Source organism: Streptomyces sp. NPDC002935 (assembly GCF_040611295.1).
Classification (GTDB): Bacteria; Actinomycetota; Actinomycetes; order Streptomycetales; family Streptomycetaceae; genus Streptomyces.
The window spans coordinates 97,701-121,940 of the sequence record NZ_JBEXNW010000004.1 but is presented as its reverse complement, the minus strand read 5'-3'; the positions used below and the strand labels follow the sequence as shown (position 1 = coordinate 121,940).

Annotated in this window: 19 protein-coding genes; 11 read left to right on the top strand and 8 right to left on the bottom strand. The window is 71.2% G+C overall.

The features are described from left to right. The first annotated feature begins 132 nt into the window (after positions 1–132). Both ABZX90_RS06430 and ABZX90_RS06425 read left to right on the top strand, forming a co-directional pair. A complete protein-coding gene (locus ABZX90_RS06430) occupies positions 133–2,478 on the top strand; it encodes an MMPL family transporter (protein WP_355201921.1) in 2,346 nt (781 codons plus the stop codon). A 259-nt stretch (positions 2,479–2,737) separates the two neighbouring features. Further along, entirely contained in the window at positions 2,738–3,781 is a 1,044-nt protein-coding gene (locus tag ABZX90_RS06425) for a zinc-dependent alcohol dehydrogenase family protein (protein WP_351128449.1), read from the top strand. Here the strand turns inward: ABZX90_RS06425 and ABZX90_RS06420 are convergent. The 3 genes from ABZX90_RS06420 to ABZX90_RS06410 all read right to left on the bottom strand — a co-directional run bounded on the left by ABZX90_RS06420 (position 3,762) and on the right by ABZX90_RS06410 (position 5,915). Beyond that, positions 3,762–4,343: a GNAT family protein gene (locus ABZX90_RS06420; RefSeq protein WP_355201917.1), complete on the bottom strand. Its 582-nt coding sequence runs from the start codon at positions 4,341–4,343 to the stop codon at positions 3,762–3,764. The genes ABZX90_RS06425 and ABZX90_RS06420 overlap by 20 nt on opposite strands. Before the next feature lie 108 nt (positions 4,344–4,451). Next, positions 4,452–4,652: a MerR family DNA-binding transcriptional regulator gene (locus ABZX90_RS06415; protein WP_355201914.1), complete on the bottom strand. Its 201-nt coding sequence runs from the start codon at positions 4,650–4,652 to the stop codon at positions 4,452–4,454. 273 nt (positions 4,653–4,925) lie between these two features. Continuing rightward, positions 4,926–5,915: a sugar phosphate isomerase/epimerase gene (locus ABZX90_RS06410; protein ID WP_355201911.1), complete on the bottom strand. Its 990-nt coding sequence runs from the start codon at positions 5,913–5,915 to the stop codon at positions 4,926–4,928. 120 nt (positions 5,916–6,035) lie between these two features. Here ABZX90_RS06410 and iolC point away from each other — a divergent pair, with 120 nt between their 5' ends. The 5 genes from iolC to mmsA all read left to right on the top strand — a co-directional run bounded on the left by iolC (position 6,036) and on the right by mmsA (position 12,357). Further along, complete coding sequence (gene iolC / locus ABZX90_RS06405) at positions 6,036–7,049, top strand: 5-dehydro-2-deoxygluconokinase (RefSeq protein ID WP_355201908.1); 1,014 nt, start codon at positions 6,036–6,038, stop codon at positions 7,047–7,049. 155 nt (positions 7,050–7,204) lie between these two features. Next, positions 7,205–8,101 carry a deoxyribose-phosphate aldolase gene (locus ABZX90_RS06400; protein ID WP_355202346.1) on the top strand — a complete coding sequence of 299 codons (897 nt, stop codon included), beginning with the start codon at positions 7,205–7,207 and terminating at the stop codon, positions 8,099–8,101. Positions 8,102–8,108: 7 nt separating this feature from the next. Further along, positions 8,109–8,951 (top strand): 5-deoxy-glucuronate isomerase, encoded by an 843-nt coding sequence (gene iolB, locus ABZX90_RS06395; RefSeq protein WP_351128439.1) that lies wholly within the window; start codon positions 8,109–8,111, stop codon positions 8,949–8,951. Further along, complete coding sequence (gene iolD, locus ABZX90_RS06390; RefSeq protein WP_355201905.1) at positions 8,948–10,831, top strand: 3D-(3,5/4)-trihydroxycyclohexane-1,2-dione acylhydrolase (decyclizing); 1,884 nt, start codon at positions 8,948–8,950, stop codon at positions 10,829–10,831. Before iolB ends, iolD begins: the two co-directional genes overlap by 4 nt. A 14-nt stretch (positions 10,832–10,845) precedes the next feature. Further along, positions 10,846–12,357, top strand: coding sequence for a CoA-acylating methylmalonate-semialdehyde dehydrogenase (mmsA, locus tag ABZX90_RS06385; RefSeq protein ID WP_351128435.1), 1,512 nt, complete (start codon positions 10,846–10,848; stop codon positions 12,355–12,357). 89 nt (positions 12,358–12,446) lie between these two features. Here the strand turns inward: mmsA and ABZX90_RS06380 are convergent, their stop codons facing one another. Further along, positions 12,447–13,295, bottom strand: a complete 849-nt coding sequence (locus ABZX90_RS06380) for a hypothetical protein (protein ID WP_355201902.1) — start codon at positions 13,293–13,295, stop codon at positions 12,447–12,449. A gap of 428 nt (positions 13,296–13,723) precedes the next feature. Here ABZX90_RS06380 and ABZX90_RS06375 point away from each other — a divergent pair, with 428 nt between their 5' ends. Then, on the top strand, positions 13,724–15,133 hold the full coding sequence (locus ABZX90_RS06375) for an APC family permease (RefSeq protein ID WP_355201899.1): 1,410 nt from the start codon (positions 13,724–13,726) through the stop codon (positions 15,131–15,133). Between the two features lie 43 nt (positions 15,134–15,176). On the opposite strand, the gene ABZX90_RS06370 is transcribed toward ABZX90_RS06375, so the two are convergent. After that, positions 15,177–15,587: a GNAT family N-acetyltransferase gene (locus tag ABZX90_RS06370; RefSeq protein ID WP_355201896.1), complete on the bottom strand. Its 411-nt coding sequence runs from the start codon at positions 15,585–15,587 to the stop codon at positions 15,177–15,179. Positions 15,588–15,703: 116 nt separating this feature from the next. Here ABZX90_RS06370 and ABZX90_RS06365 point away from each other — a divergent pair, with 116 nt between their 5' ends. The 3 genes from ABZX90_RS06365 to ABZX90_RS06355 all read left to right on the top strand — a co-directional run bounded on the left by ABZX90_RS06365 (position 15,704) and on the right by ABZX90_RS06355 (position 21,033). Continuing rightward, positions 15,704–18,388 (top strand): alpha/beta fold hydrolase, encoded by a 2,685-nt coding sequence (locus ABZX90_RS06365; RefSeq protein WP_355201893.1) that lies wholly within the window; start codon positions 15,704–15,706, stop codon positions 18,386–18,388. Beyond that, positions 18,385–19,248, top strand: coding sequence for an ABC transporter permease (locus ABZX90_RS06360; RefSeq protein WP_355201890.1), 864 nt, complete (start codon positions 18,385–18,387; stop codon positions 19,246–19,248). The genes ABZX90_RS06365 and ABZX90_RS06360 overlap by 4 nt, the downstream gene beginning before the upstream one ends. 159 nt (positions 19,249–19,407) lie before the next feature. Continuing rightward, positions 19,408–21,033 carry a von Willebrand factor type A domain-containing protein gene (locus tag ABZX90_RS06355; RefSeq protein ID WP_355201887.1) on the top strand — a complete coding sequence of 542 codons (1,626 nt, stop codon included), beginning with the start codon at positions 19,408–19,410 and terminating at the stop codon, positions 21,031–21,033. 218 nt (positions 21,034–21,251) lie between these two features. On the opposite strand, the gene ABZX90_RS06350 is transcribed toward ABZX90_RS06355, so the two are convergent. The 3 genes from ABZX90_RS06350 to ABZX90_RS06340 form a co-directional block, all read right to left on the bottom strand. Continuing rightward, positions 21,252–22,490, bottom strand: a complete 1,239-nt coding sequence (locus ABZX90_RS06350; protein WP_355201885.1) for a transposase — start codon at positions 22,488–22,490, stop codon at positions 21,252–21,254. Between the two features lie 729 nt (positions 22,491–23,219). Continuing rightward, positions 23,220–23,630 carry a rodlin gene (locus ABZX90_RS06345; protein WP_355201882.1) on the bottom strand — a complete coding sequence of 137 codons (411 nt, stop codon included), beginning with the start codon at positions 23,628–23,630 and terminating at the stop codon, positions 23,220–23,222. Between the two features lie 192 nt (positions 23,631–23,822). After that, on the bottom strand, positions 23,823–24,239 hold the full coding sequence (locus ABZX90_RS06340; protein ID WP_355201879.1) for a rodlin: 417 nt from the start codon (positions 24,237–24,239) through the stop codon (positions 23,823–23,825). Between the last annotated feature and the right edge of the window lies 1 nt (position 24,240).

Here is a 24,240-nt window from a genome sequence, read left to right as displayed (position 1 = left end):
AACGCGAGTGGCCGCTCGCATTCTTGAAAAACGCGAGCGCCGACTCGTGTTTGCCATTCTATGGCAATGGGCGATCCATGCTGCCTGCACGGATGCGGGTCATCGGGATCACGGTGAAGGGGACACCGCATCATGTCCGAAGTCAACAGCGCGGGTGACGGGCCAGGGGCGAGGCCCGACGAAGGCGCGGGCGGGGGCTCAGGCGGGGGTGCGGGCCGGGGCTCCGGCGACGGTGCGCGGCTCGGCGGATGGACCCGCTTCGTGACCGCCCGGCCACGGCTCTCCCTGCTCGTCGCCCTCCTGCTGACCGCGCTCGCCGTGGTCGCCGGCAGCGGAGTCGCGGACCGGTTGGGCAGCGGCGGCTGGGAGGACCCGACCGCGCAGTCGACGTACGCGACCAAGGCGCTGGAGCGCGAGTTCCCCGCCTCGCAGCCCAATCTGCTGCTCCTCCTCGACGCGGGCGGAGCCTCGGTCGACGATCCCTCGGTCGCCGCCGAGGCCAAGCGGCTCGCGGCGCGCCTGGCCGGCGAGCGGGGCGTCACGGGCGTCGGTTCGTACTGGCAGTCCGGTTCACCCGCGCTGAAGGCACGCGACGGCCACGAGGCGCTGATCGCCGCGCGCATCACCGGCGACGAGACGACCGCGGCCGACACCCTGGACCGCCTCGCACCCTCCTACCGGGGAAAGAGCGGCCCCGTCGAGATCGAGGTCGGCGGACCGGTCGCCGTGCGGCACGAGATGCAGACGACCATCCGTGAGGACCTGACGCGGGCCGAGATGATCGCCCTTCCGGTGACCCTCCTGCTGCTGGTCATGGTCTTCGGGAGCGCCGTCGCGGCCCTGCTGCCGCTCGGGGTCGGCATCATCGCGATCCTCGGCACCAACGCCGTGCTGCGCGGACTCACCGAGGTCACGGACGTCTCGGTCTTCGCGATGAACCTGACGACCGCCCTCGGGCTCGGTCTCGCCATCGACTACGCCCTGTTCATCGTCCGCAGGTTCCGCGAGGAGCTGGCCACCGGCGCCCCACCGCGCACCGCGGTCGGCACCACCCTGCGCACGGCGGGCCGCACGGTGCTCTTCTCCTCCCTCACCGTCGCGGTGTCGCTGGCCGCGATGCTGCTCTTCCCGCAGTACTTCTTGCGCTCCTTCGCCTACGCGGGCATCGCCGTGGTGCTGCTCGCCGCGGCCGCCGCCCTGATCCTGCTCCCCGCGGCGCTGGTGCTCCTCGGCGACCGGGTGAACTCCCTGGACCTGCGGCGTCTGTTCCGGCGCGGAAGGCCGGCTCCGGCCGACGGCGGGGCCGCCTGGGGACGTATGGCCTCCCTGGTGATGCGCAGGGCACCGCTCTTCGCGATCGCCACCACGGCCGGCCTGATCGTCCTCGGACTGCCCTTCCTGGGCGTGAAGTTCGGCACGGCCGACGACCGTCAGCTGCCCTCGGCCGCCGAGTCCCACGTCGTCCAGCAGCACATACGCGACGGCTTCCCGGGCAGCCCCGGCGGCGGTCTGGAGATCCTGGCCGAAGGCCGGGCCACCGAGACCCAGTACGCCCGGTACAAGGACCGGATCGCCGCCCTGCCCGAGGTGCTGCGTGTGGACGGACCCCTGGTGAAGGGCGACGCGGCCTACTTCACGGTCCTTCCGAAGGGCGAGGCCGTGGACGAGGGAGCCCAGCGGCTGGTGGGTGAACTCCGTGCGACGGACGCTCCGTTCGACACCTCCGTGACCGGCACGGCGGCCGTCCTGGTCGACTCCAAGCACGCGATAGCCGAGCGGCTCCCGTGGGCGGCCGCGTTCATCGCGATCGTCACACTGCTCCTGGTGTTCCTGCTGACCGGCAGTGTGCTGATCCCGGTCCAGGCGGTGCTGCTCAACGCGCTCAGCCTGACCGCGATGTTCGGTGCGATGGTCTGGGTCTTCCAGGACGGCCACCTCTCCGGCCTCCTCGACTTCACCAGCACCGGTTCGATCGAGACGACCCTCCCGGTCCTGATGTTCTGCGTCGCCTTCGGCCTCTCGATGGACTACGGCGTCTTCCTCCTCTCCCGCATCAAGGAGGAGTACGACCAGACCGGCGACCACCGGGAGGCGGTCCGTTTCGGACTCCAGCGCACCGGCGGGCTGATCACCGCGGCCGCGGTCATCCTCGCGGTGGTGATGGTCGCGATCGGCACCTCCCGGGTGGCCAACACCAAGATGCTCGGCCTGGGCATCGCGCTCGCCGTGCTGATGGACGCGATGGTCGTCCGCAGCCTGCTGGTCCCGGCGGTCATGCGCCTGACCGGCCGGGCCACCTGGTGGGCGCCCGGACCACTGCGGCGCTTCCACGACCGTTTCGGCCTCAGCGAGGCGGAGGCGCCGGAAGCGAAGCCGGCGGCGGAGACGGCACCGGAGGCGGCAGCGGACGTGGCACCGGCGGCGGAGGCGCCAACGGCAACGGAGCCCGGCCGGGACAAGGCCCCGGCACGCGGCTAGGGCCTGTCCGGCGGATCAGGTCGGAGGAAACCTGCGGCGCCTGATCAGCGCACGTGAGTGGGGCCTGGTGCGTGCAACTGCAAGGCGGAGGAGGGCGTCGATGCGGAGCATCGGCAACCGACGACAACGCCGCTGGGGGTCCCCCCTGCTCGAAGAGCTTGGGGGAGGGCGTGCCAGGCCCCGCGTCTCCGGCATGATCCGCCGGACAGGCCCTAGCGTTCCCCGCGGAAGGTGATCTCCGAGCGGAGGGCGGGAGCCGATGCGGGCAGTGGTGTTCGAGCGGTACGGAGAGCCGGCCGAGGTACGGGAGGTGTCGGACCCGGCGCCCGCGGAGCACGGGGTCGTGGTGCGGGTCGAGGCCACCGGACTGTGCCGGAGCGACTGGCACGGCTGGATGGGCCACGACCCGGACATCACGCTGCCGCATGTGCCGGGGCACGAACTCGCCGGGGTGGTCGAGGCGGTGGGTGCCCGGGTGACCGGCCGGCACCCCGGCGACCGGGTCACCGTCCCGTTCGTCTGCGCCTGCGGAAGCTGCCCCGCGTGCGCGGCGGGCGACCAGCAGGTGTGCGAGCGGCAGACCCAGCCGGGGTTCACGCACTGGGGTTCCTTCGCCCAGTACGTGGCGCTCGACCACGCCGAGGTGAACCTGATCGCCGTGCCGCCGGAGTTGTCCTTCGCGACGGCGGCCTCGCTGGGCTGCCGCTTCGCCACGGCCTTCCGTGCGGTGGTCGCCCAGGGGAGGGCGGCCGCGGGGGAGTGGGTCGCGGTGCACGGCTGCGGCGGGGTCGGCCTCTCGGCGGTGATGATCGCGGCGGCCTCCGGGGCACGGGTCGTGGCCGTCGACGTGTCACCGGCGGCGCTCGACCTGGCAAGGAAGTTCGGGGCGGCGGAATGCGTGGACGCGTCCGTCGTCGCGGACCCGGCGCAGGCGGTCCGTGAGCTGACCGGCGGTGGAGCGCATCTGTCGCTGGACGCCCTCGGATCGCCCGCCACCTGCGCGGCCTCGGTGAACGGTCTGCGCCGTCGCGGCCGGCACGTCCAGGTCGGCCTGCTGCCCTCACCGACCGGCGCCACCCCGGTCCCGATGGCCCGGGTGATCGGCCTCGAACTCGAACTCCTGGGCAGCCACGGAATGGCGGCCCACGCCTACCCGGCGATGATGGAGCTGGTCCGGGCCGGGGTCCTGCGGCCCGATCTGCTGGTGACGTCCACCATCGCGCTGGACGCGGTACCGTCCGCCCTCGCCGCCATGGGATCGGCGCCGGGTTCGGGGGTGACGGTCATCGAGCCGTGGAGCTGACGGCGGGGTGTCCCCGGCGGGCGGTCCACTCGTGGGCGAGGACCGACATCCGTACGGCGTCGATCCACTCGCCGTCGTGCAGCAGCGTCTGGCGCTCGACCCCCTCGGCCACGAAGCCGGCCTTCTCGTAGGCGCGGCGGGCCCGGGGGTTGAAGGCGAAGACGAGCAGCGAGACGCGGTGCAGGGCCAGTTGCCCGAAGGCGTGGCCGACGATCAGCCGGGTGGCCTCGGTGCCGAGTCCTCGGTTCCGGCCGCGCGGGCCGATGAGGATGCGGAACACGCAGTTGCGGTTGTGCCGGTCCCACTCGAACAGGACGACCTCGCCGACCAGTTCACCGGTGGCGCGGTCCACCACACCGAGGTCCAGCCTGTCCGGCTGTTCGTTGCGCGTGCCGTACCAGGAACGCAGCCGCTCCGGCCCGAACTCCTCGTCGGGGCTGCCGGTGAGCCGCAGGACCTCGGGGTCGCCCAGGATCTCCGTCATCACCGGGACGTCGTCCTCGGTGAAGGGGCGCAGCAGGGTCTTCTCGCCGGTGAGGACGGGTTTCACGGAGAAGCTCATCCATGGATCTTCGGCGGACGACCAGCATGAGGGCAATCCCTTTTGGGGCGTGCCTCACCCCGGTGCCCCACCGGCGAGGCACTGGGGTGAGGCACCGGGCGGGGCGGGTCAGGCCTCTCTGCGCCTCCGGTTTCCCGGTCGGGAGGCGTCCCAGGCCCGGACGGTGTCCGCGTACCAGTAGGGTTTTCCGCCCTCGACACGGTCGGGCGGCGGCAGCAGCCCGTGCTTGCGGTAGGAGCGGACCGTGTCCGGCTGCACCTTGATGTGCGCGGCGATCTCCTTGTACGACCAGAGCCTGCGGTCGGTCATGAGTGGCACCTCCCTGCGCGCACCGCGGCGGCGGCCTGGGGGCGGCCGTCGGGGGAGCCGGGCGCTGCGCTGGTGATCACAAAGCGTGTGCCCGTTGAACGACGCGGCGTGAGCGCTGGGCAGCGGCTGTCGACCGGGTGTGACGCAAGACCCGCGTACACGCGACATGTGTGACACAGCGGTGGTTTTTGTGACACGAGTGACGCAATAGCCATCGAGGGACGTAGGACCCGCCGAGCCCCGAGCGCTCGGCGGGTCCCCGGGATGCGGCGGTCACGCCCCGCAGGACCTCAGGAACGCCCGGGTGCGCCGGGCGATCGGCAGTGGCTTGTCCGGCGGGCACGGGTACATGTCCTGTTCGACGATCGCGAAGAGCTCGACGCCGAGCCGCTGAGCGGCGGCGAGAACGGGCTCCAACGCCGGTACACCGGACGGTGGTTCGCACATCACGCCACGCGCGACGGCGGGCCCGAACGGCACCTCCTCGGCGCGTACTCCGGCCAGCACCAGCGGGTCCACCTGCTTGAGGTGGAGGTAGCCGATGCGTTCGCCGTACGTCTCGATGAGCTTGACGCTGTCGCCGCCGCAGTAGGCGTAGTGGCCCGTGTCCAGGCACAGCGACACCAGGGAGGAGTCGGTCGCGTCGAGGAAACGCGTGACGTTCTCCTCGCCGTCGATGTGCGTGTCGGCGTGCGGGTGGACGACGATCTTCAGCCCGTACCGCTCGCGCACCTCATGGGCGAGCCGCTCGGTCTGGGCGGTCAGATTGCGCCATTGGGTCGGCGTCAGGGTGCTGTCCTCCAGCACCGCGCCGGTCTTGTCGTCGCGCCAGAAGGCGGGGATGACGACAAGATGCGCGGCGCCCATCGCCTGGGTGAGCGCCGCGATGTCCGAGACGTGCGCCCAGGTGGACTCCCACACATCGGGACCCCGGTGCAGCCCGGTGAAGACCGTGCCCGCCGAGACGGTGAGCCCCCGCCGGGCGGTCTCCACCTTGAGGACGTCCGGATCGGTCGGCAGATAGCCGTACGGGCCGAGCTCGATCCACTCGTAGCCCGACCCCGAGACCTCGTCGAGGAAGCGCTGCCAGGGGACCTGTTGCGGGTCGTCGGGGAACCAGACGCCCCAGGAGTCGGGAGCCGAACCGATCCGGATGCGCGACAGTGAGGAAGGAGGCGAGGACCGTGGTGACGACTTCGGCGAGGGCTCGGTCCGTGACCGCGGCGATGACTGAGGCGATGACTGAGGTGACAGCGACGTCATGGGCGTCAGCTTCCGGCGGCTCCCGAGACGTGTCAAGCCTCGTCCGAATGTCTGGACAAAACGTTGACAGGCTCCGCGTGCGGGACTAGACCTGGGGGCAGCCGTAGCGAAGGGAACTCGATGGCGTACGAGCTGATCACCATGGGGCGGATCGGTGTGGACCTCTACCCGTTGCAGACGGGGGTCCCGCTGTCCCGGGTGACGTCCTTCGGCAAGTTCCTCGGCGGCTCGGCGACCAATGTCGCGGTGGCCGCCGCGCGGCTCGGACGGCGTACGGCCGTCATCACCCGGACGGGCGACGATCCCTTCGGCGTCTATCTGCGCGAGGCGTTGCGCGATTTCGGCGTCGACGACCGCTGGGTCACCCCGGTCCCCGGACTGCCGACCCCGGTCACCTTCTGCGAGATCTTCCCGCCGGACGACTTCCCGCTCTACTTCTACCGGCAGCCCAAGGCCCCCGACCTGGAGATCCGCGCCCACGAACTCGATCTCGACGCCGTGCGCGCCGCCCGCGTCTTCTGGATGACGGGCACGGGGCTGAGCGCGGAACCGAGCCGCACGGCCACACTCGCGGCGCTGGCCCACCGCGCCCGGTCCGGTACGACGGTCTTCGACCTCGACTGGCGCCCGATGTTCTGGGGGGACACGGTCGGGGAGAACCCGGCCGGGAAGAACGGAACTCCGCACGACAGGGCGCGGCAGGACCTTGCCGCCTCGGCGCGCCCCTACTATGCCGAGGCCCTGCGCCACGCCACCGTCGCCGTCGGCAATGTCGACGAGGTCGAGATCGCCACGGGGGAGCGCGAGCCGCACGCCGCTGCCGCCGCCCTCCTCGAAGCCGGTGTCGAACTCGCCGTGGTGAAACAGGGACCCAAGGGCGTCCTCGCCGTGCATCGCGACGGCACCACCGCCGAGGTCCCGCCCCTTCCCGTCGAGGTGCTCAACGGACTCGGCGCGGGAGACGCGTTCGGCGGCTCGCTGTGCCACGGACTGCTCGCCGGCTGGGACCTGGAGCGGGTCATGCGCCACGCGAACGCGGCGGGCGCCATCGTCGCCTCCCGGCTCGAATGCTCCTCCGCGATGCCGACGCCGGACGAGGTCGAACAGGCCCTCGCCGCCGGAGCGGTGCGGTGAGGGCGGGCCACGTCGGGGGAGCCCACCACGAGCAGGGCGGCGACGCACCCACACCCCCCGGGACGACCGGCCCGGCCCGCACGAACGCCCCCGACGGCGCCCGGGACGCCGACCGGCTCACCGCCACCCCCGTCACCCCCACCACCTACGACCGGCTGCGCCCCGCGTTCCCCCGCGTCGACGTCCTCGCCCTCGTCCAGGTCCGTGCCCGTCACCCCGAGGCGATCGCGGAGGCCGCCGCGCGGCGGGTGCGGCGGCCGCTGATCGACGGCTCGGGGCGCCTGATGATCGTCGCCGCGGACCACCCGGCGCGCGGCGCGCTGGCCGTCGGTGACCGGAAGCTGGCGATGGCCGGGCGCGCCGATCTGCTGGAGCGGCTGTGTCTCGCGCTCTCCCGCCCCGGAGTGGACGGCGTGCTCGCCACCGCCGACATCCTCGACGACCTGCTGCTGCTCGGCGCGCTCGACGGCAAGGTGGCCATCGGGTCGATGAACCGGGGCGGACTCGCGGGCTCCGCCTTCGAGCTGGACGACCGGTTCACCGGGTACCGCCCGAGGGACATCGAGCGGTTCGGCTTCGACGCGGGCAAACTGCTGCTGCGCATCGGCTACGACGATCCGGGCTCGCTGCGCACCCTGGAGTCCACCGCCCGGGTGATCGACGACATGGCCGAGCGGCAACTTCCGGTCTTCGTCGAACCGTTCCTCTGCCGTCGCCGGGAGGACGGCACCCTGCGCAACGATCTGAGCGCCGAGGCCGTCACCAGATCCATCGCCATCGCCAGTGGCCTGGGCGGCAGTTCGGCGTACACCTGGCTGAAGGTCCCCGTCACCGAGAACCCCGACGACATGGCCCGCGTCATGGAGACCTCCACGCTGCCCGCCGTCCTGCTCGGCGGCGATGTCGGCGAGGACCAGGAGGGTGCCTACGAGAAATGGCGCGGGGCGCTTCACCTCCCCACCGTGCAGGGCCTGGTGGTGGGCCGTTCGCTGCTGTACCCCGCGGACGGCGATGTCGCCGCGGCCGTGGACACCGCCGTAGGACTTCTGTGAGGGCCGCATGAGTCGTCCGAGCAACGAGCTGTACGTCCCCAGGGGCACGACCGCCGACGCGTACTACGCCCTCGACATCGACCCCGAGCGGGCCGGCTGGACCCACAGCAGTCTGCGGGTCGTGGAACTGGCACCCGGTGGCACCCACACCTTCACCACCGGGGACAGTGAGTGGATCGTGCTCCCGCTCAGCGGCGGCTGCACGGTGCGCACCAAGGACGGCATGGAGCAGGAAGAGTTCCAACTCCTGGGCAGACCGAGCGTGTTCGACGGAGTCTCCGACTTCGCGTACGTGCCCCGTGAGGCCCGGGCCCAGATCGCCTCCGGCGTGGGAGGCCGCTTCGCCCTGGCAGGAGCGAAGTGCGAGCGCCGACTCCCCGCCCGCTACGGCCCCGCGCCGGAGGTTCCCGTCGAAGAGCGCGGCAGCGGCAACTGCGCCCGCCAGGTGCGCAATTTCGCCGCCGCGGACGTCTTCGACTGCGACCGCCTCATCGCCGTCGAGGTGATCACCCCCGGCGGCAACTGGTCCTCGTATCCGCCCCACAAGCACGACGAGGACCTGCCCGGCGTCGAGTCCCGGCTTGAGGAGATCTACTACTTCGAGATCGACGGCCCGAACGGTTTCGGCTATCAGCGCGTATTCCCTTCCCGTGAGGGCGGTTCGGACGTCCTCGCCGAGGTCCGCACCGGCGATGCCGTCCTCGTCCCCGACGGATGGCACGGTCCGTCCGTCGCCCAGCCCGGTCACGCCATGTACTACCTGAACGTCATGGCGGGACCGGGCGGGGACAGGGAGTGGCGGATCCGCTTCCACCCGGGACACGCAGAGAGCACAGGGGGATACCGATGACCTCGACGACGAGGCTGACGGTCGCGCAGGCACTGGTGCGGTTTCTGGCCGCGCAGTACACGGAACGGGACGGCGAGCGGCGTCGCCTGATCGGCGCCACCTGGGGCATCTTCGGCCACGGCAACGTCGCCGGGATCGGCCAGGCGCTCGTCGAGTACGCCGACGAGATGCCGTACCACCAGGGGCGCAACGAACAGGCCATGGTGCACGCGGCGGTCGGCTACGCGCGCCAGTGCGGCCGCCTGTCGGCGCACGCCGTGACCACCTCCATCGGGCCCGGCGCCACCAACCTGGTCACCGGCGCCGCGCTCGCGACGATCAACCACCTCCCGGTGCTGCTCCTGCCCGGCGACGTCTTCGCGACCCGCCCCGCCGACCCGGTGCTCCAGCAACTGGAGGTCCCCTTCGCCGGGGACGTGTCGGTCAACGACTGTCTGCGCCCGGTGTCGAAGTACTTCGACCGGATCAACCGCCCCGAAGCCCTGATCCCGGCGGCCCTCCAGGCGATGCGCGTGCTCACCGACCCCGTCGACACCGGCGCCGTCACGCTCGCGCTGCCCCAGGACGTGCAGGCGGAGGCGTACGACTGGCCGGAGGAGTTCTTCGCCGAGCGGACCTGGGCCGTGCGGCGCCCGGCGGCCGACGCCGGCGAACTGGCGCGTGCCGTCGCGGCGGTCCGCGAGGCCCGCCGCCCGCTGATCGTCGCGGGCGGCGGCGTCCATCACAGCCGCGCCGAGGAGGCGCTCGCCGAACTCGCCTCCGCCACCCGCATCCCCGTCGCCTCCACCCAGGCGGGCAAGGGCTCGCTGCGCTGGGACCACCCCCAGGACGTCGGCGGCGTCGGCCACACCGGCACCGCGACCGCCGACGAGCTCGCCCGCACCGCCGACCTGGTGATCGGTGTCGGCACCCGCTACACCGACTTCACCACCGCTTCCGGCACGCTGTTCGGCGCGTCGGGCGTCCGTTTCCTCAACCTCAACATCGCTCCGTACGACGGCCACAAGCTCGCCGGCATACCGCTGATCGCCGACGCCCGCGCCGGTCTGGAGGCCCTCACCGAGGCGCTGCTGATGCACAAGCACCGCGCCGAGCCCGCGTACGTCACCGAGTACACGGACGACAAGGAACGCTGGGAGTACCGCGTCGACGCGGCCTACGAGGCCGAGGACGTCGACATCCGGCCCACCCAGCCGCAGGTCCTCGGTGTCCTCGACGAGCTGGTCACCGAGGACGACATCCTGATCAACGCGGCCGGCTCGCTCCCCGGCGACCTGCACAAACTGTGGCGGGCCCGGTCGCGGGACCAGTACCACGTCGAGTACGGCTACTCGTGCATGGGCTATGAGATCCCGGCCGCGATCGGTGTGCGGATGGCGGCCCCGGACCGGCCCGTGTGGGCGCTGGTCGGCGACGGCACCTATCTGATGATGCCGACCGAGATCGTCACCGCGGTCCAGGAGGGCATCGCGATCAAGGTGATCATCCTGCAGAACCACGGGTACGCCTCCATCGGCGGCCTCTCCGAGTCCGTGGGCGGCGAGCGGTACGGCACGGCGTACCGTTACCGGGCCGGGGACGGTACGTACACGGGGGCGCCGCTGCCCGTGGACCTCGCGGCCAACGCGGCCAGCCTGGGCATGCGGGTCCTACGCGCGAAGACCGTGCGTGACCTGCGGGCGGCCCTGGCCGAGGCGCGCGACGCGGACACTCCCACTTGTGTCTACGTGGAGACCGAAACGGCAGACACAGTGTCGGGCGCGCCCCCGGCCCAAGCCTGGTGGGATGTACCTGTGGCCGAGACCGCGACCCGATCGTCGGCGGTCAAGGCCCGTGAGGAGTACGACCGGCACGTCGTCGCCCGACGCCGCCATCTGTGAAGGAGTGCATGGCCATGACGAAGACCGTCGACCACTGGATCGGTGGCAAGCCCGTCGGAAATGCTGCGGGTGCGTCGGGTACGTACGGGCCGGTCACCGACCCGGCGACCGGCGTCGTGACCACGAAGGTCGCGTTCGCGAGCGTCGAGGAGGTCGACGCCGCGGTCGCCGCCGCGAAGGACGCGTACGCGACCTGGGGCCAGTCCTCGCTGGCCAAGCGGTCCACGATCCTGTTCAAGTTCCGTGCCCTGCTCGACGCCAACCGGGACGCGATCGCCGAGCTGATCACCGCCGAGCACGGCAAGGTGCACTCGGACGCGCTCGGCGAGGTCGCCCGCGGTCTGGAGATCGTCGACCTGGCGTGCGGGATCACCGTGCAGCTGAAGGGCGAGCTGTCGACCGAGGTGGCCTCCAAGGTCGACGTGGCGTCGATCCGCCAGCCGCTCGGTGTCGTCGCGGGCATCACGCCGTTCAACTTCCCGGCCATGGTGCCGATGTGGATGTTCCCGCTCGCCATCGCGTGCGGCAACACCTTCGTCCTCAAGCCCTCGGAGAAGGACCCGTCGGCCGCCATGAAGCTCGCCGAGCTGCTGGCCGAGGCCGGTCTGCCCGACGGTGTCTTCAACGTCGTGCACGGCGACAAGGTGGCCGTCGACCGTCTCCTGGAGCACCCGGACGTCAAGGCGGTGTCCTTCGTCGGCTCGACCCCGATCGCCCGCTACATCCACACCACCGCCGCCGCGAACCACAAGCGCGTCCAGGCGCTGGGCGGCGCCAAGAACCACATGCTGGTCCTGCCGGACGCCGACCTGGACGCGGCCGCCGACGCCGCCGTCTCCGCCGCGTACGGCTCGGCCGGCGAGCGCTGCATGGCGATCTCCGCGGTCGTGGCGGTCGGCTCCATCGGCGACGAGCTGGTGGCCAAGATCCGCGAGCGCGCCGAGAAGATCAAGATCGGTCCCGGCAACGACCCGACGTCCGAGATGGGCCCGCTCATCACGGCCGCCCACCGCGACAAGGTGGCGTCCTACGTGAAGGGGGCCGCCGACCAGGGCTCCGAGGTCGTCCTCGACGGCACGGGCTACACGGTCGAGGGGCACGAGGACGGCCACTGGATCGGCCTCTCGCTCCTGGACCGCGTACCGGTGACGGCGGACGCGTACAAGGACGAGATCTTCGGCCCGGTGCTGTGCGTGCTGCGCGTGGACACCTACGACGAGGGCGTGGCGCTGATCAACGCGTCCCCCTTCGGCAACGGCACCGCGATCTTCACCCGGGACGGCGGCGCCGCCCGCCGCTTCCAGCTGGAGATCGAGGCGGGCATGGTCGGCGTGAACGTGCCGATCCCGGTGCCCGTCGGCTACCACTCCTTCGGTGGCTGGAAGGACTCCCTCTTCGGGGACCACCACATCTACGGCAACGACGGCACGCACTTCTACACCCGCGGCAAGGTCGTCACCACCCGCTGGCCGGACCCGTCGGAGGCGCCGACGGGCGTCGACCTGGGCTTCCCGCGCAACCACTGAGGCATCTTCGGTGCCCCGCCCCGCGTCCGGGGGGCGGGGCACCGTCGTGTTCCGGGCTTCCCGCGGTCCGGTCCTCCTGCGGTCCGGGCCTACTGCTGCTGCGCGGCGGCCTTCTTCATCAGCTCGGTGACGTCACCGGTCTGCGCGGCCGGCGGGGCCTTCACCGCGGCGGTGGCACCGAACTTCTTGAAGTCCATGGTGACCGTCACGGTGCCGAACACCTCCTTCAGGCGGACCGGAAGGTCCTTGGCGTCGACCCAGACGTCCATCGTGATCGAGTCGGCGCCGCCGGTCACCGAGTTGAAGAGGGTGTCCTCGTCCCCGGACGCGAGGGCGTCCTTGGCCTTGCCCATGTGGTCCTTGTCGATCACGGCCCGGTAGTGGGTCGTGCTCTTTCCGTCGACGGTCTCCTTGCCGAGGTCCTCGACGTCGTTCGCGTACTTCAGGCCCCTCATGGTGGCTGCCGGGCTGCCGCTGTTCGAGCTTCCGCTCATCGCCTGGGCGCCCTTCTCACCGAAGACGGCCGACCCGTCGATCTTCATCCACTCCTTGCCCTTGAGCGGGCCGGAGGGCTGCGGGTCGGTGTCGTAGTAGTAGGCGCCGTCCACGAGGAGCGTGCGGATCGAGGGGTCGTCCGTGAGCGTCTCCATCTTCGCGGCCTTGGTGTCCATCTCGACGTCGTACGCGAAACCGTCCCCCCAGGAGTAGGTGCCCTCCGCGGTTATGGGGGCGCCGCCGTTCACCTCGGTGGTCATCTTGACCTCGGCCGAGCCCAGGTCCTCCGTCCGGTCCGTCGCCCGCCCCAGCGCCGCCATGATCGCGTCGGCGTGGCTGACCACCTCGGCCGTCTTCTTCGTGGTCTCCGCACTGCACCCGGTCGTCCCGGCCAGCGCCGCCGCGGCCACCCCCGCCCAGACCACGCCCCGCGTGTAACGCATGTTCCCCACCCCTGTCCGTGATTCTTCTGTGGAGCAGGACTCTATGGGCAGGCAGTGACACGGCTACGCGCCGGTAGCCGTCCGGAGTGTGGACCAATTCCGGCGAGTTTCAGCTCTGCGACTGCTGTTCTCGTCATGCGGTGATGAAACGGGTGATGCAGGTAACTGGTTGGCGTGGCCTTCGAAAGCAAGGTCACACTCTGGAGGGTCTTGATGATTGCAACATGAGGGCGTCACCACCTGGGAAAGCGATGTGACATGCGTCGCTCCGCAACTGCGGATTCCGTAGGTGAACGGCCATTGACGCAACGGTTTCCGTCAAGGTTCCATCAGCGCGGGAGCGGACGAGAAGAGCACCACGCGAGCCGCCGGAGGCGATAGCGCTCCCGCCCGAACCACCTGACGCACGAGTCGATCGGAACCGCTTCATGACCGACACGCTCCGCCCTGTCGAGACCGCCGTCCTGGACGCCGCCCCCACGGCGACCGGGAACCCCCAAAAGCTCAAGCGCTCCATCGGCATCGTCGGCGGCACCCTGCTGACGCTCTCGTGCGTGACACCCGCGTCGACCCTGTTCGTCGTGGTGCCCGACCTCTTCTCGTCGCTCGGCACGGCGACCGCGCTGACCATCGCGATCGGCTCACTGCTCTGTATCGCCGTGGCGTTCTGCTACTCGGAGCTGGGCACCCTCATCCCCAGCGCGGGTGGCGAGTACGCCATGGTCTCCACGATGGCCGGACGCCTCGCGGGCTGGCTCGTGTTCGTGCTCTCCCTGCTGGTCGTCATGATCGTGCCACCGGTGATCGCGATGGGCACGGCGGACTACCTGGCGCCCATCGTCCATCTGAACCCCTCGATGGCCGGCGCCGCCGTGATGATCCTGGCCACCCTCGCGGGCCTGCTCGACCTGCGCGCCAACGCCTGGATCACCGGCATCTTCCTGGTCCTCGAAGTCATCGCCGCGGCGCTCGTGGCGGTCCTGGGCTTCGCGCACAGCCAGCGCGGTGTCGGCAGCCTGGTCTCGATGCAGGTCGCTGATGCCGGCGGCCACACGGACACCGTGACAGCCATGCTGGTCGTCTCCGGGCTCGCCATCGCCCTCTTCATCACCCAGGGCTTCTCGACCGCGGTCTACCTCTCCGAGGAACTGGAGAACCCGCGCCGCAACGTCGCCCGTACGGTCCTCGCCACCCTCGCCATCTCCACGGTCGTCATCCTGGTCCCGGTCGTCGCGATCACCATGGGCGCCACCGACCTGTCGGCCCTGACCGGCGGCGACATCAGCGGCATGGTCACGGCCTGGTCCAACTCGGCCGTCGGCACCTTCGTCAGCCTCTGCGTCGCCCTCGCGATCATCAACGCGGGCATCGTCATGGTCATCCAGAACTCGCGCGTCCTGTTCGCCTCCGCCCGTGACAAGGCGTGGCCCGGTCCGGTCAACGAGGGCCTGTCCCGGCTCGGCCGGTTCGGTTCCCCGTGGGTCGCCACGCTGCTGGTGGGTGTCCCCGGCGCCGCCCTCTGCTTCGTCAACCTGGACACCCTGTACGGCGTGACGGGCGTGTCGGTGACCGCCATGTACCTGCTCGTCGCGGTCGCCGCCCTGCTCGCCCGGCGCGGCCACCACCGCCACACGCCCGCCTGGCGGATGCCGCTGTGGCCCGCGATGCCGGTCGCGCTGATCGCGGTCCTCGCCTACATCCTCACCCAGCAGGAGACGGTCTACCTGCTGTGGACCGGCGGCATCACCGCGGTCGCCACCCTCTACTGGGCCTTCTACCTGCGGCCCCGCCGCGACACCCGCTGGCTGGTGTCGATCCCCGAGGACGCGCAGGCGTAACCACGCGGCACGCCCCGCCGGACCCGGCCCCGCACCGGCGGCCTCAGCCGAAGTCCCACGTCATCACCGTGCACGTCCCGTCGTCCTTGCCACCCGCGCTGCGGTAGGTGGCGAGGGCGACGTCGTTCCCGGTGTCCACACCGACCCACATCCCGTAGCAGCCGCGTTCCCGGGCCAGGGCGGCGAGTTCGCGGATCAGCGCCCGCCCGGTGCCGCGCCGCCGGAACGCCTCGGCCACCGCCAGCTCGTACAGGAACATCTCGGTGCCCTTGTCGGGGTGCACCGTCTCCACGCCGCTGATGAAGCCGACGGGCACCTCGCCCTCGTAGGCCAGGTACAGGTGATGGCCCTGGGTGTCCAGGAACCGCCGGGCCCACTCGGGACGCACGGGATGATCGAAGAGGTACTCGGCGGAGGTCAGTTCCCCGACGGTGGTGGCGCGGCGCATCTCCATGGTGCGTTCGTACCACGGACGCGGTATGCGCGACCCGTGCCGTACTCCCGTGGGAGGGGCACGGGTTCAGCCCGGCGGCTGCCCCGCTTGTCGGTGGGCGCCCGTACCGTTGAGGCATGGATCTTCGACTGCCCCGGCCGCGCGGGCCGCTCCGGGGGCGCCTCCCCGCCCGCACCAGGGCGCGAGCCCGCGGGCGATGGGCGGCCGCCACGGCGGCTGTCGCGCTGCTCGCCGGTGCGGGCACCTGGACCGCCGTCGCCGACGGCGGCGCTCCCGCCGTGCACCGCGCCGACCACGTCATGGCCATGGGCGGCGGGGTACGGATCGACACCTCGTACTTCACCGCCGGCCCCTCCTCGCACCGCCGCCCCGCCGTCCTCCTCGCGCACGGCTTCGGCGGCAGCAAGAAGGACGTCAGCGGCGAGGCGGAGAAACTCGCCCGCGACGGGTACGCGGTACTGACCTGGTCGGCCCGCGGCTTCGGCGAGTCCACCGGCAGGATCGGGCTGAACGACCCCAAGGGCGAAGTCGCCGACGTCTCCCGGCTCATCGACTGGCTCGCCCGGCGGCCCGAGGTCCGGCTGGACGGGAGCGGCGACCCGCGCGTCGGCGTCGCGGGCGCCTCGTACGGCGGAGCGGTCTCCCTGCTGGCCGCCGCGAACGACCGGCGCGTCGACGCGATCGCCCCGTCGATCACGTACTGGAACCTGGCCGACGCCCTGTTCCCCAACGGCGTGTTCAAGAAGATCTGGACGGGCCTCTTCATCAACTCCGGCGGCGGCTGCGACCGGTTCCAGGCCGAGCTGTGCGCGATGTACAACCGGGTCGCGGAGGCCGGGAAACCGGACGCGGCGGCGACGAAGCTGCTCCAGGAGCGCAGCCCCTCCGCCGTCGGCGACCGCATCAAGGTGCCCACCCTCATCACGCAGGGCCAGTCCGACTCCCTCTTCCCGCTCGGGCAGGCCGACGCCATGGCCAAGGCGATCAAGGCCAACGGCGCACCCGTGGACGTCGACTGGATCTCCGGCGGCCACGACGGCGGCGACCCGGAGACGGACCGCGTCACCTCCCGGGTCGGCTCCTGGTTCGACCGCTATCTGAAGGACGACAAGGGCGCCGACACCGGCCCCGCCTTCCGCGTCACCCGCACCGGAGGCATCGACTCCACCGACGGCGCCGCCCAGCTGCGCGGCGCGAGCGACGACACCTACCCCGGACTGGCGAGCGTTCGGCACGCCGTCACACTGACCGGCCGCGAGCAGAGCTTCGACAACCCGGCCGGCGCCAGTCCGCCCGCCATCTCCGCCCTGCCCGGCCTCGGCGGCCCGGGCGGCCTCACCCAGCTCTCCTCCCTCGGCGTGGGGGTCTCCCTCGACTTCCCCGGCCAGTACGCCCGGTTCGAGTCCGCTCCCTTCCGCGACGACCTGCGGATCACCGGCTCGCCGACGGCGACGGTGCACGTCAGGTCCAGCACCGGCGAGGCCGTCCTCTTCGGGAAGGTGTACGACGTCGGTCCGGGCGGCAGCGGGCAGGTGCTGCCCTCCCAGCTGGTCACCCCGGTCCGGGTCGAGGGCGTGAAGACCGGCAAGGACGTGAACATCACCCTTCCCGCCATCGACCACAAGGTCCAGCAGGGCCACCGGCTGCGCCTGGTCCTCGCCTCGACCGACCTCGGCTACGCCTCCCCGGCGGCCCCGGCCACCTACACCGTGTCCCTGAAGGGCGACCTCCGGGTGCCGACCGCCCCCGGTGTCACGACCGCCGCCGCGCCGCGGCCCGCCTGGGTGTGGTGGCTGCCGCTCGCCGGCGCGCTGACCGCCCTGGCGCTGCTGGTGACCGGCCGCCGCCGCACGACGACCCCCGCACCCGACCCCGAGTCGGCCGAAGTCCCGCTCCAGATCACCGGCCTGAGCAAGCGCTACGCCAAGTCGGCGGACCGGTACGCGGTACGGGAGCTGTCGATCCGCGTGGAGAAGGGCCAGGTCCTCGGCCTGCTCGGCCCGAACGGCGCGGGCAAGACGACGACCCTGCGCATGCTGATGGGCCTCATCAAGCCCGACGACGGCGAGATCCGCGTCTTCGGGCACGCGATCCGCCCGGGCGCCCCGGTCCTCTCCCGGGTCGGCGCGTTCGTCGAGGGCGCGGGCTTCCTCCCGCACCTCTCCGGCCGCGAGAACCTGGAGCTGTACTGGCGGGCCACCGGCCGTCCACCCGAGGACGCCCACCTGGCAGAGGCGCTGGAGATCGCCGGACTCGGCGAGGCGCTGGCCCGCGCGGTGCGCACCTACTCCCAGGGCATGCGCCAGCGTCTCGCCATCGCCCAGGCCATGCTCGGCCTCCCGGACCTGCTGATCCTGGACGAACCCACCAACGGCCTCGACCCGCCGCAGATCCGCGAGATGCGCGAGGTGATGATCCGGTACGCCGCCGCGGGCCGCACGGTCATCGTCTCCAGCCATCTCCTCGCCGAGGTCGAGCAGTCCTGCACCCACCTGGTGGTCATGGACCGCGGCCGGCTCGTCCAGGCCGGCCCGGTGTCCGAGATCATCGGCTCCGGCGACACCCTGCTCGTCGGCACCGGAGCACCCGTGGAGGAACCGCTCGTCGAGAAGGTGGGCGCCCTGCCCGGCGTCGCCTCGGCCGTCGCGACCGACGGCGGGCTGCTGGTCCGTCTCGACGCCGACGGCAGCGCACAGCGCCTGGTCGTGGAGCTCGTACGCCTCGAAGTACCGGTGGCCTCGGTGGGCCCCCACCGCCGTCTGGAAGACGCGTTCCTCACCCTGATCGGAGGCTCCGCATGAGCACGCTCGTCGAGCGGACCGAGACCGCGCACGGGTACCGGGCGCGCCGCACCCTGCCGCTGCGCGTCGAGCTCATCCGCCAACTGAAGCGCCGCCGCACCCAGGTGATGGGGGCGGTCCTCGCGGCCCTGCCCTTCGTCCTGCTCGTGGCGTTCGCGATCGGCGGCCAACCCGGCGCCCGCAACGGCCGGGTCACCCTGCTGGACACGGCCACCGCGTCGGGCGCCAACTTCGCCGCGGTGAACCTGTTCGTGTCGGCGGGCTTCCTCCTGGTGGTCCCGGTCGCGCTGTTCTGCGGCGACACCGTCGCCTCCGAGGCGAGCTGGTCCTCCCTGCGCTATCTGCTGGCGGCCCCCGTGCCGAGAGCCCGGCTGCTCCTGTCCAAGCTCACCGTCGCGCTCGGCCTCAGCCTCGCGGCCATGGTCCTGCTGCCCGTCGTCGCGCTGGCCGTGGGCACCGCCGCCTACGGGTGGGGCCCGCTGGAGATCCCCACCGGCGGCGCGCTCTCCGCGGGCACCGCCACCCAGCGGCTCCTCGTGGTGATCGCGTACATCTTCGTGTCCCAACTGGTCACCGCTGGGCTCGCGTTCTGGCTGTCGACGAAGACGGACGCCCCGCTCGGCGCGGTCGGCGGAGCGGTCGGCCTGACCATCGTGGGCAACGTCCTGGACGCCGTCACCGCGCTCGGCCACTGGCGCGACTTCCTGCCCGCCCACTGGCAGTTCGCCTGGGCCGACGCCGTCCAGCCGAATCTGGAGTGGGGAGGGATGATCCAGGGTGCGGCGATTTCGGTAACGTACGCGCTTGTCCTGTTCGCCCTGGCCTTCCGCGGTTTCGGGCGCAAGGACATCGTGTCGTAGGTCTCCGGAAGATCACCCACCGGTCTCGACGGGCCCCCGTCGTGGCCGCTTCGCAATCCTTCCGCAACGCATCCGAGCGCTCATCCCGGCCCCCTCGGCCGTCACAGTCACACATGTCGGCCCACACAAGGGCCGTAGGCCGAGGGGGCACAGATGGGGATGGATCACATACGGACGGCGGCGGACGCGGGCCGCCCACGCGGCGGCGCGCGGAAGACAGGCTTTCGACGGCTCAGCGCCTCGCTGCTCGCCCTGACGGCGGCGGGCGCGGTGCTGCTCACCGGATGCAGCGCGGGCAGCGGCAACAACTCCTCGGACGGCGGGGGGAACAAATCCGGCGACCGCCGCAACCTCCCGCTGCCGGCCCCCGTCCAGCCGTCGGGCGGCGCGGCCGAGCGCGACCAGCAGGGCGAGCAGTCGGACGCCCCCGATGTCGCGCCGTCGCCCGACTATCTCTCCACCTTCGCCCTCGACGTCGACACCGCGTCGTACGGCTACGCCCGTCGCACCCTCGCGAGCGGCCAGGTCCCCGACCCCGCGACGATCCGCCCCGAGGAGTTCGTCAACAGCTTCCGGCAGGACTACGAACGCCCCGACGGCAACGGCTTCTCGGTCACCGTCGACGGCGCCCGCACCAATGACGCCCGCTGGTCCCTCGTCCGGGTCGGCCTCGCCACGCGTGCCGCCGAGAGTGAGCGCGAACGCCCGCCCGCCGCCCTCACCTTCGTCATCGACATCTCGGGTTCCATGTCCGAGCCGGGCCGTCTCGACCTGGCCCGGGAATCCCTCGACGTGATGACGGACCGGCTGCGCGACGACGACTCGGTCGCCCTGGTCACCTTCAGCGACGAGGCCGAGACCGTGCTGCCGATGACCCGGCTCGGCGACCACCGCGGCCGCGTCCACCGGGCGATCGACGGCCTGGAGCCGACCGACTCGACCAACCTCGGCGCGGGCGTGAAGACCGGGTACGAGACCGCCGTCGACGGGCTGCGCGAGGGCGCCACCAACCGAGTCGTCCTGATCTCCGACGCCCTCGCCAACACCGGTGACACGGACGCGGACAGCATCCTGGAGCGGATCTCCTCCGCCCGCCGCGAGCACGGCATCACCCTCTTCGGCGTCGGCGTCGGCAGCGAGTACGGCGACGCCCTCATGGAGCGCCTCGCCGACAAGGGCGACGGCCACACGACCTACGTCTCCAGCCGCGACGAGGCCTTCACCGTCTTCTGCGACCAGCTTCCGCAGAACATCGACCTCACGGCACGCGACGCCAAGGCGCAGGTCGCCTTCGACCCCGAGACGGTCGAGCAGTTCCGGCTGGTCGGCTACGACAACCGCAAGGTCGCCGACGAGGACTTCCGGGACGACCGCGTGGACGGCGGCGAGGTGGGCCCCGGCCACACGGTCACCGCGCTCTACGCCGTCCGCACCCGCCCCGGCGCCTCCGGCCATCTCGCCACCGCGACCGTCCGCTGGCTCGACCCCGACTCCCGCGCCCCGCACGAGGAGTCCGGCAGTGTGGAGACGGGCTCCCTCCGCGACGGTCTCTGGACCGCGTCCCGCTCCTTCCAAGTCACCGCCGTGGCCGCCTACTTCGCGGATTCCCTGCGCTCGGGCGACGCCCGCTGGAGTTCGCTGCCCGGTGCCGTCCCGCTGGGTGAACTCGCCTCCCGGGCCCGCGATCTGGCGAGGGACACCGAGGACAAGGACGTCGCTGCTCTCGCTACCGCGATCGGCCAGGCCGACGAATTGGACGTCTGCGACGCGGACTGCGCACAGTAGCCGCCCCGCCCGGCTGCCCGGCAGCCCTGGCCGCCGGGCGGCCGCCGGTTCGTCCGCCACTGCCAGTGGGCCGCCCGTCAGGCGCGGGAACGGCCCACGGGGACGGATCGTGCGCGATCCATTGAAATTCTGTTACGCGCGGGTTAGTTGACTCTGGAGTAAGGACCCTGCGACCGGGAGCCGTGATGGGTGTACGCAAGGATGTCAACGGCCCGGGGCTAAAGTCCCGGGCTTGCAGAGCGGTCGCCACTGGCTGTGGTGCTGCGCTTGCGTCCTGTCCCACGCCCGGGTTCGGGGGGCGGGTCTGGGGCGGTTGACTGCGCCCCGCGTCGCCACAACTCTTCCGCGCGAGCACGGATGTTGCGGGAGCCGTTCCGGTCCGCGTGATCAACGAATCCGCAGTTCCGGCACGCGAACCAGGCCTGGGAGACCCGGTTCGCCCCGTCGTTGTGGCCGCATTCGGCACAGGTGCGGGAGCTGTACGCCGGATCGACGTACACCACCGGCACCCCCGCCCTCCGGGCCTTGTACGCGATGAACTGCCCCAGCTGGGCAAAAGCCCAACTGGAGTGGGTGGCCCGTTGGGGCTTGCGAAGCCGTACCCGCTCGCGGATGCCCGTCAGGTTCTCCAGGGCGATTCCGCGACCGGTGCGTTCTGCCTCGGCCACCACATGCTTCGCGATCTTGTGGTTGATGTCCTTGGCCCGCCGTGACTCCTTGCGTCGCCGCTTCTTCAATCGGCGCTTGGACGATGGGGTGTTCTTGCGTTGCAGCTTGTTGCGCAGGGTGCGTTCACGCAGCCGTCCCCGGTTCAGGGCTCGCCCGGCCATGATCTCGCCGTCGGAGGTGGTGGCGATGTTGACGATGCCCAGGTCGATGCCGAGAAAGTCCACCAGGTCGGTGTTCGGCTCGGCGTCGGGGACCTCGCAGGTCGCGTTCAAGAACCACATGCCGTCGCGGTACAGCAGGTCCGACTCACCCTTGCGGTACAGGGCGAGGGTGGCCAACTGCCCGGGTCCGGCGGTGAACGCCACATCCTTCATCCGCCCCGACAGTGTCCAGACCGACACCGTGCGCCGTGCGGTCTGCCAGGACAGCATCCGGTCGTCGTACGGTTGCGCGCCCTGCGGCCGGAAGGCGACGGGCTTCTCGCTCGCCCGCCGGTAGCGCTTCGAGCCCGGCCTGCCGAGGTTCCCCGCCTTCAGGTTCGCCCTGAGGGTGGCGTACGCGTCGCAGGTCTTCTTGATGACGTGCTGGGCGGCCTGTGCACCCAGCCCCCACCGCTCCTTGACCTCGGCATAGGTGTGCTCCCGCAACGCGAAATTCCGCTTCACACCCGTGGCGAACGCGACCTCACTCGCCCAGGTCGCCGCCTCGTTGCAGGCACGCAGGGTCGCCTCGAGTGCCGCCGCCTGCACCGGCGTCGGCAGCAGTCTGACCTGCACCACCAGCTTCACGATCACCAAACCTATACACACGTGCGACAGCCCGCTGAGCGTTCACCCCGCATCACCCGACCGAGTGAACCCACCACCACGAGAACACGGCGCCGGATCCGTGGTACACGACACCCGGCCGCATTTCGACCAAGCACGCACGAGCGATACCGCGCCGGGACGACGAGGACGCGATTCCTCCCAGGGTCGAAGCCCGGAGATCGCAAGAACCTGTTGAAACCGGCGAACAGCACGCGGGCCGGGCAGCCGCTTCGTGATCGTCAAAACCTCCGGGAACGCGGGGTCCGTGGCCATCGGCGTCATCCGCCACCCCGAACCCCCGTTCGTCTGGCAGTTGGACGCGGGCGCCTTCGCCGGAATCGCCTCCCCGGGGTGGGACATCAACGACGAGGAGGTCAGTAAGCGCCGCGTCGCGCTCACCCCCGAAACGACCGCGACGATTTGCCGCATCCGCGTGCACCGACAGGCCCATGGGCTGCGTCCTCATCCGTGCCACATCGCCGACGGCGGAGAGGCGCTCGCCGAGAGAGGTGTCGCCTTCGATGCTTACAGCAGCAACCGGGCGGTGAGCGATGCAGCATTGACCGAGGACTGGTTCGCCACTGGTGATCTCGGCACGCTGGACCAGGGCGACTGCATCACGATCACCGGCCGGAAGAAGAACATCCTCAGCAACGCGGACAGCGGGCCGCTCCGAAGAGCGACCCGCTGTCCGCGTTGCCGAGGTGATCAGCTGCCGACGGAGCCGTTGCCCGACAGGATCGGGATGTTGTCCAGGATGTGCGAGAAGGGCTCGTCGCCCTTGGCCTGGGTGGAGTTCTCGGTGCACTGCTGGTTCTGCGGGGCCGAGAGGATCGGCACGTCCTGCAGGGCGGTGATCGGGGCGGCGCCCGTGATGGTTGCGGTGTTGATCTTGGCCGGCAGACCGATGCAGGGCTTGTTCAGCGAGCCCTGCACCAGCCCGAGCTGGGGGCTCATGTCGCCGTGCGTGGCCTGGTTGCCGTACTTCTGGACGGAGCCGTTGCCGTTGACGGTGGTGACACCGTCGTCGTTGCCGATGGCCAGCGCCTGGGGCGCGGCGGCAGCCGAGACGCCGACGAGGGAAGCGGCGACGGCCGCGGTCGCCCAGAGCTTCTTCATGTTCGTTTGCCCTTTCGGAGAGCGGACTCCGATCGGAGCCGCGTCATGATCAACAGTGCTGTGGATGGTCTGGTTGCGGGGCGTCCCCCGGAAGGCCCATGAGGCCGACACGTCGCCGCCGCTGTCGTCGTGGAGGTGACAGCGGCAGCGGGTCGCCGGACGCGCCGGCGGCCCGCTGTGCGCGGCGCTGGGTCAGCTGTGGCGGGAGCCGTTGCCCGACAGGACCGGGATGTTGTCCAGGATGTGCGAGAAGGGCTCGTCGCCCTTGGCCTGGGTGGAGTTCTCGGTGCACTGCTGGTTCTGCGGGGCCGAGAGGATCGGCACGTCCTGCAGGGCGGTGATCGGGGCGGCGCCCCCCACGATGGAGGAGGTGTTGAGCTTGACCGGCAGGCCGAGGCAGGGCTTGTTCAGCGAGCCCTGGATGAGCGCCATCTGCGGGCTCATGTTGCCGTAGGTGGCCTGGTTGCCGTAGATCTGCGCGGCGTTGTTGCCGTTGACGGTGGTGACACCGTCGTCGTTGCCGATGGCCAGCGCCTGTGGGGCGACCGCCGCCGAGGCTCCGACGACGGAAGCGGCGATCGCCGCAGCAGCCATAACCTTCTTGATCACT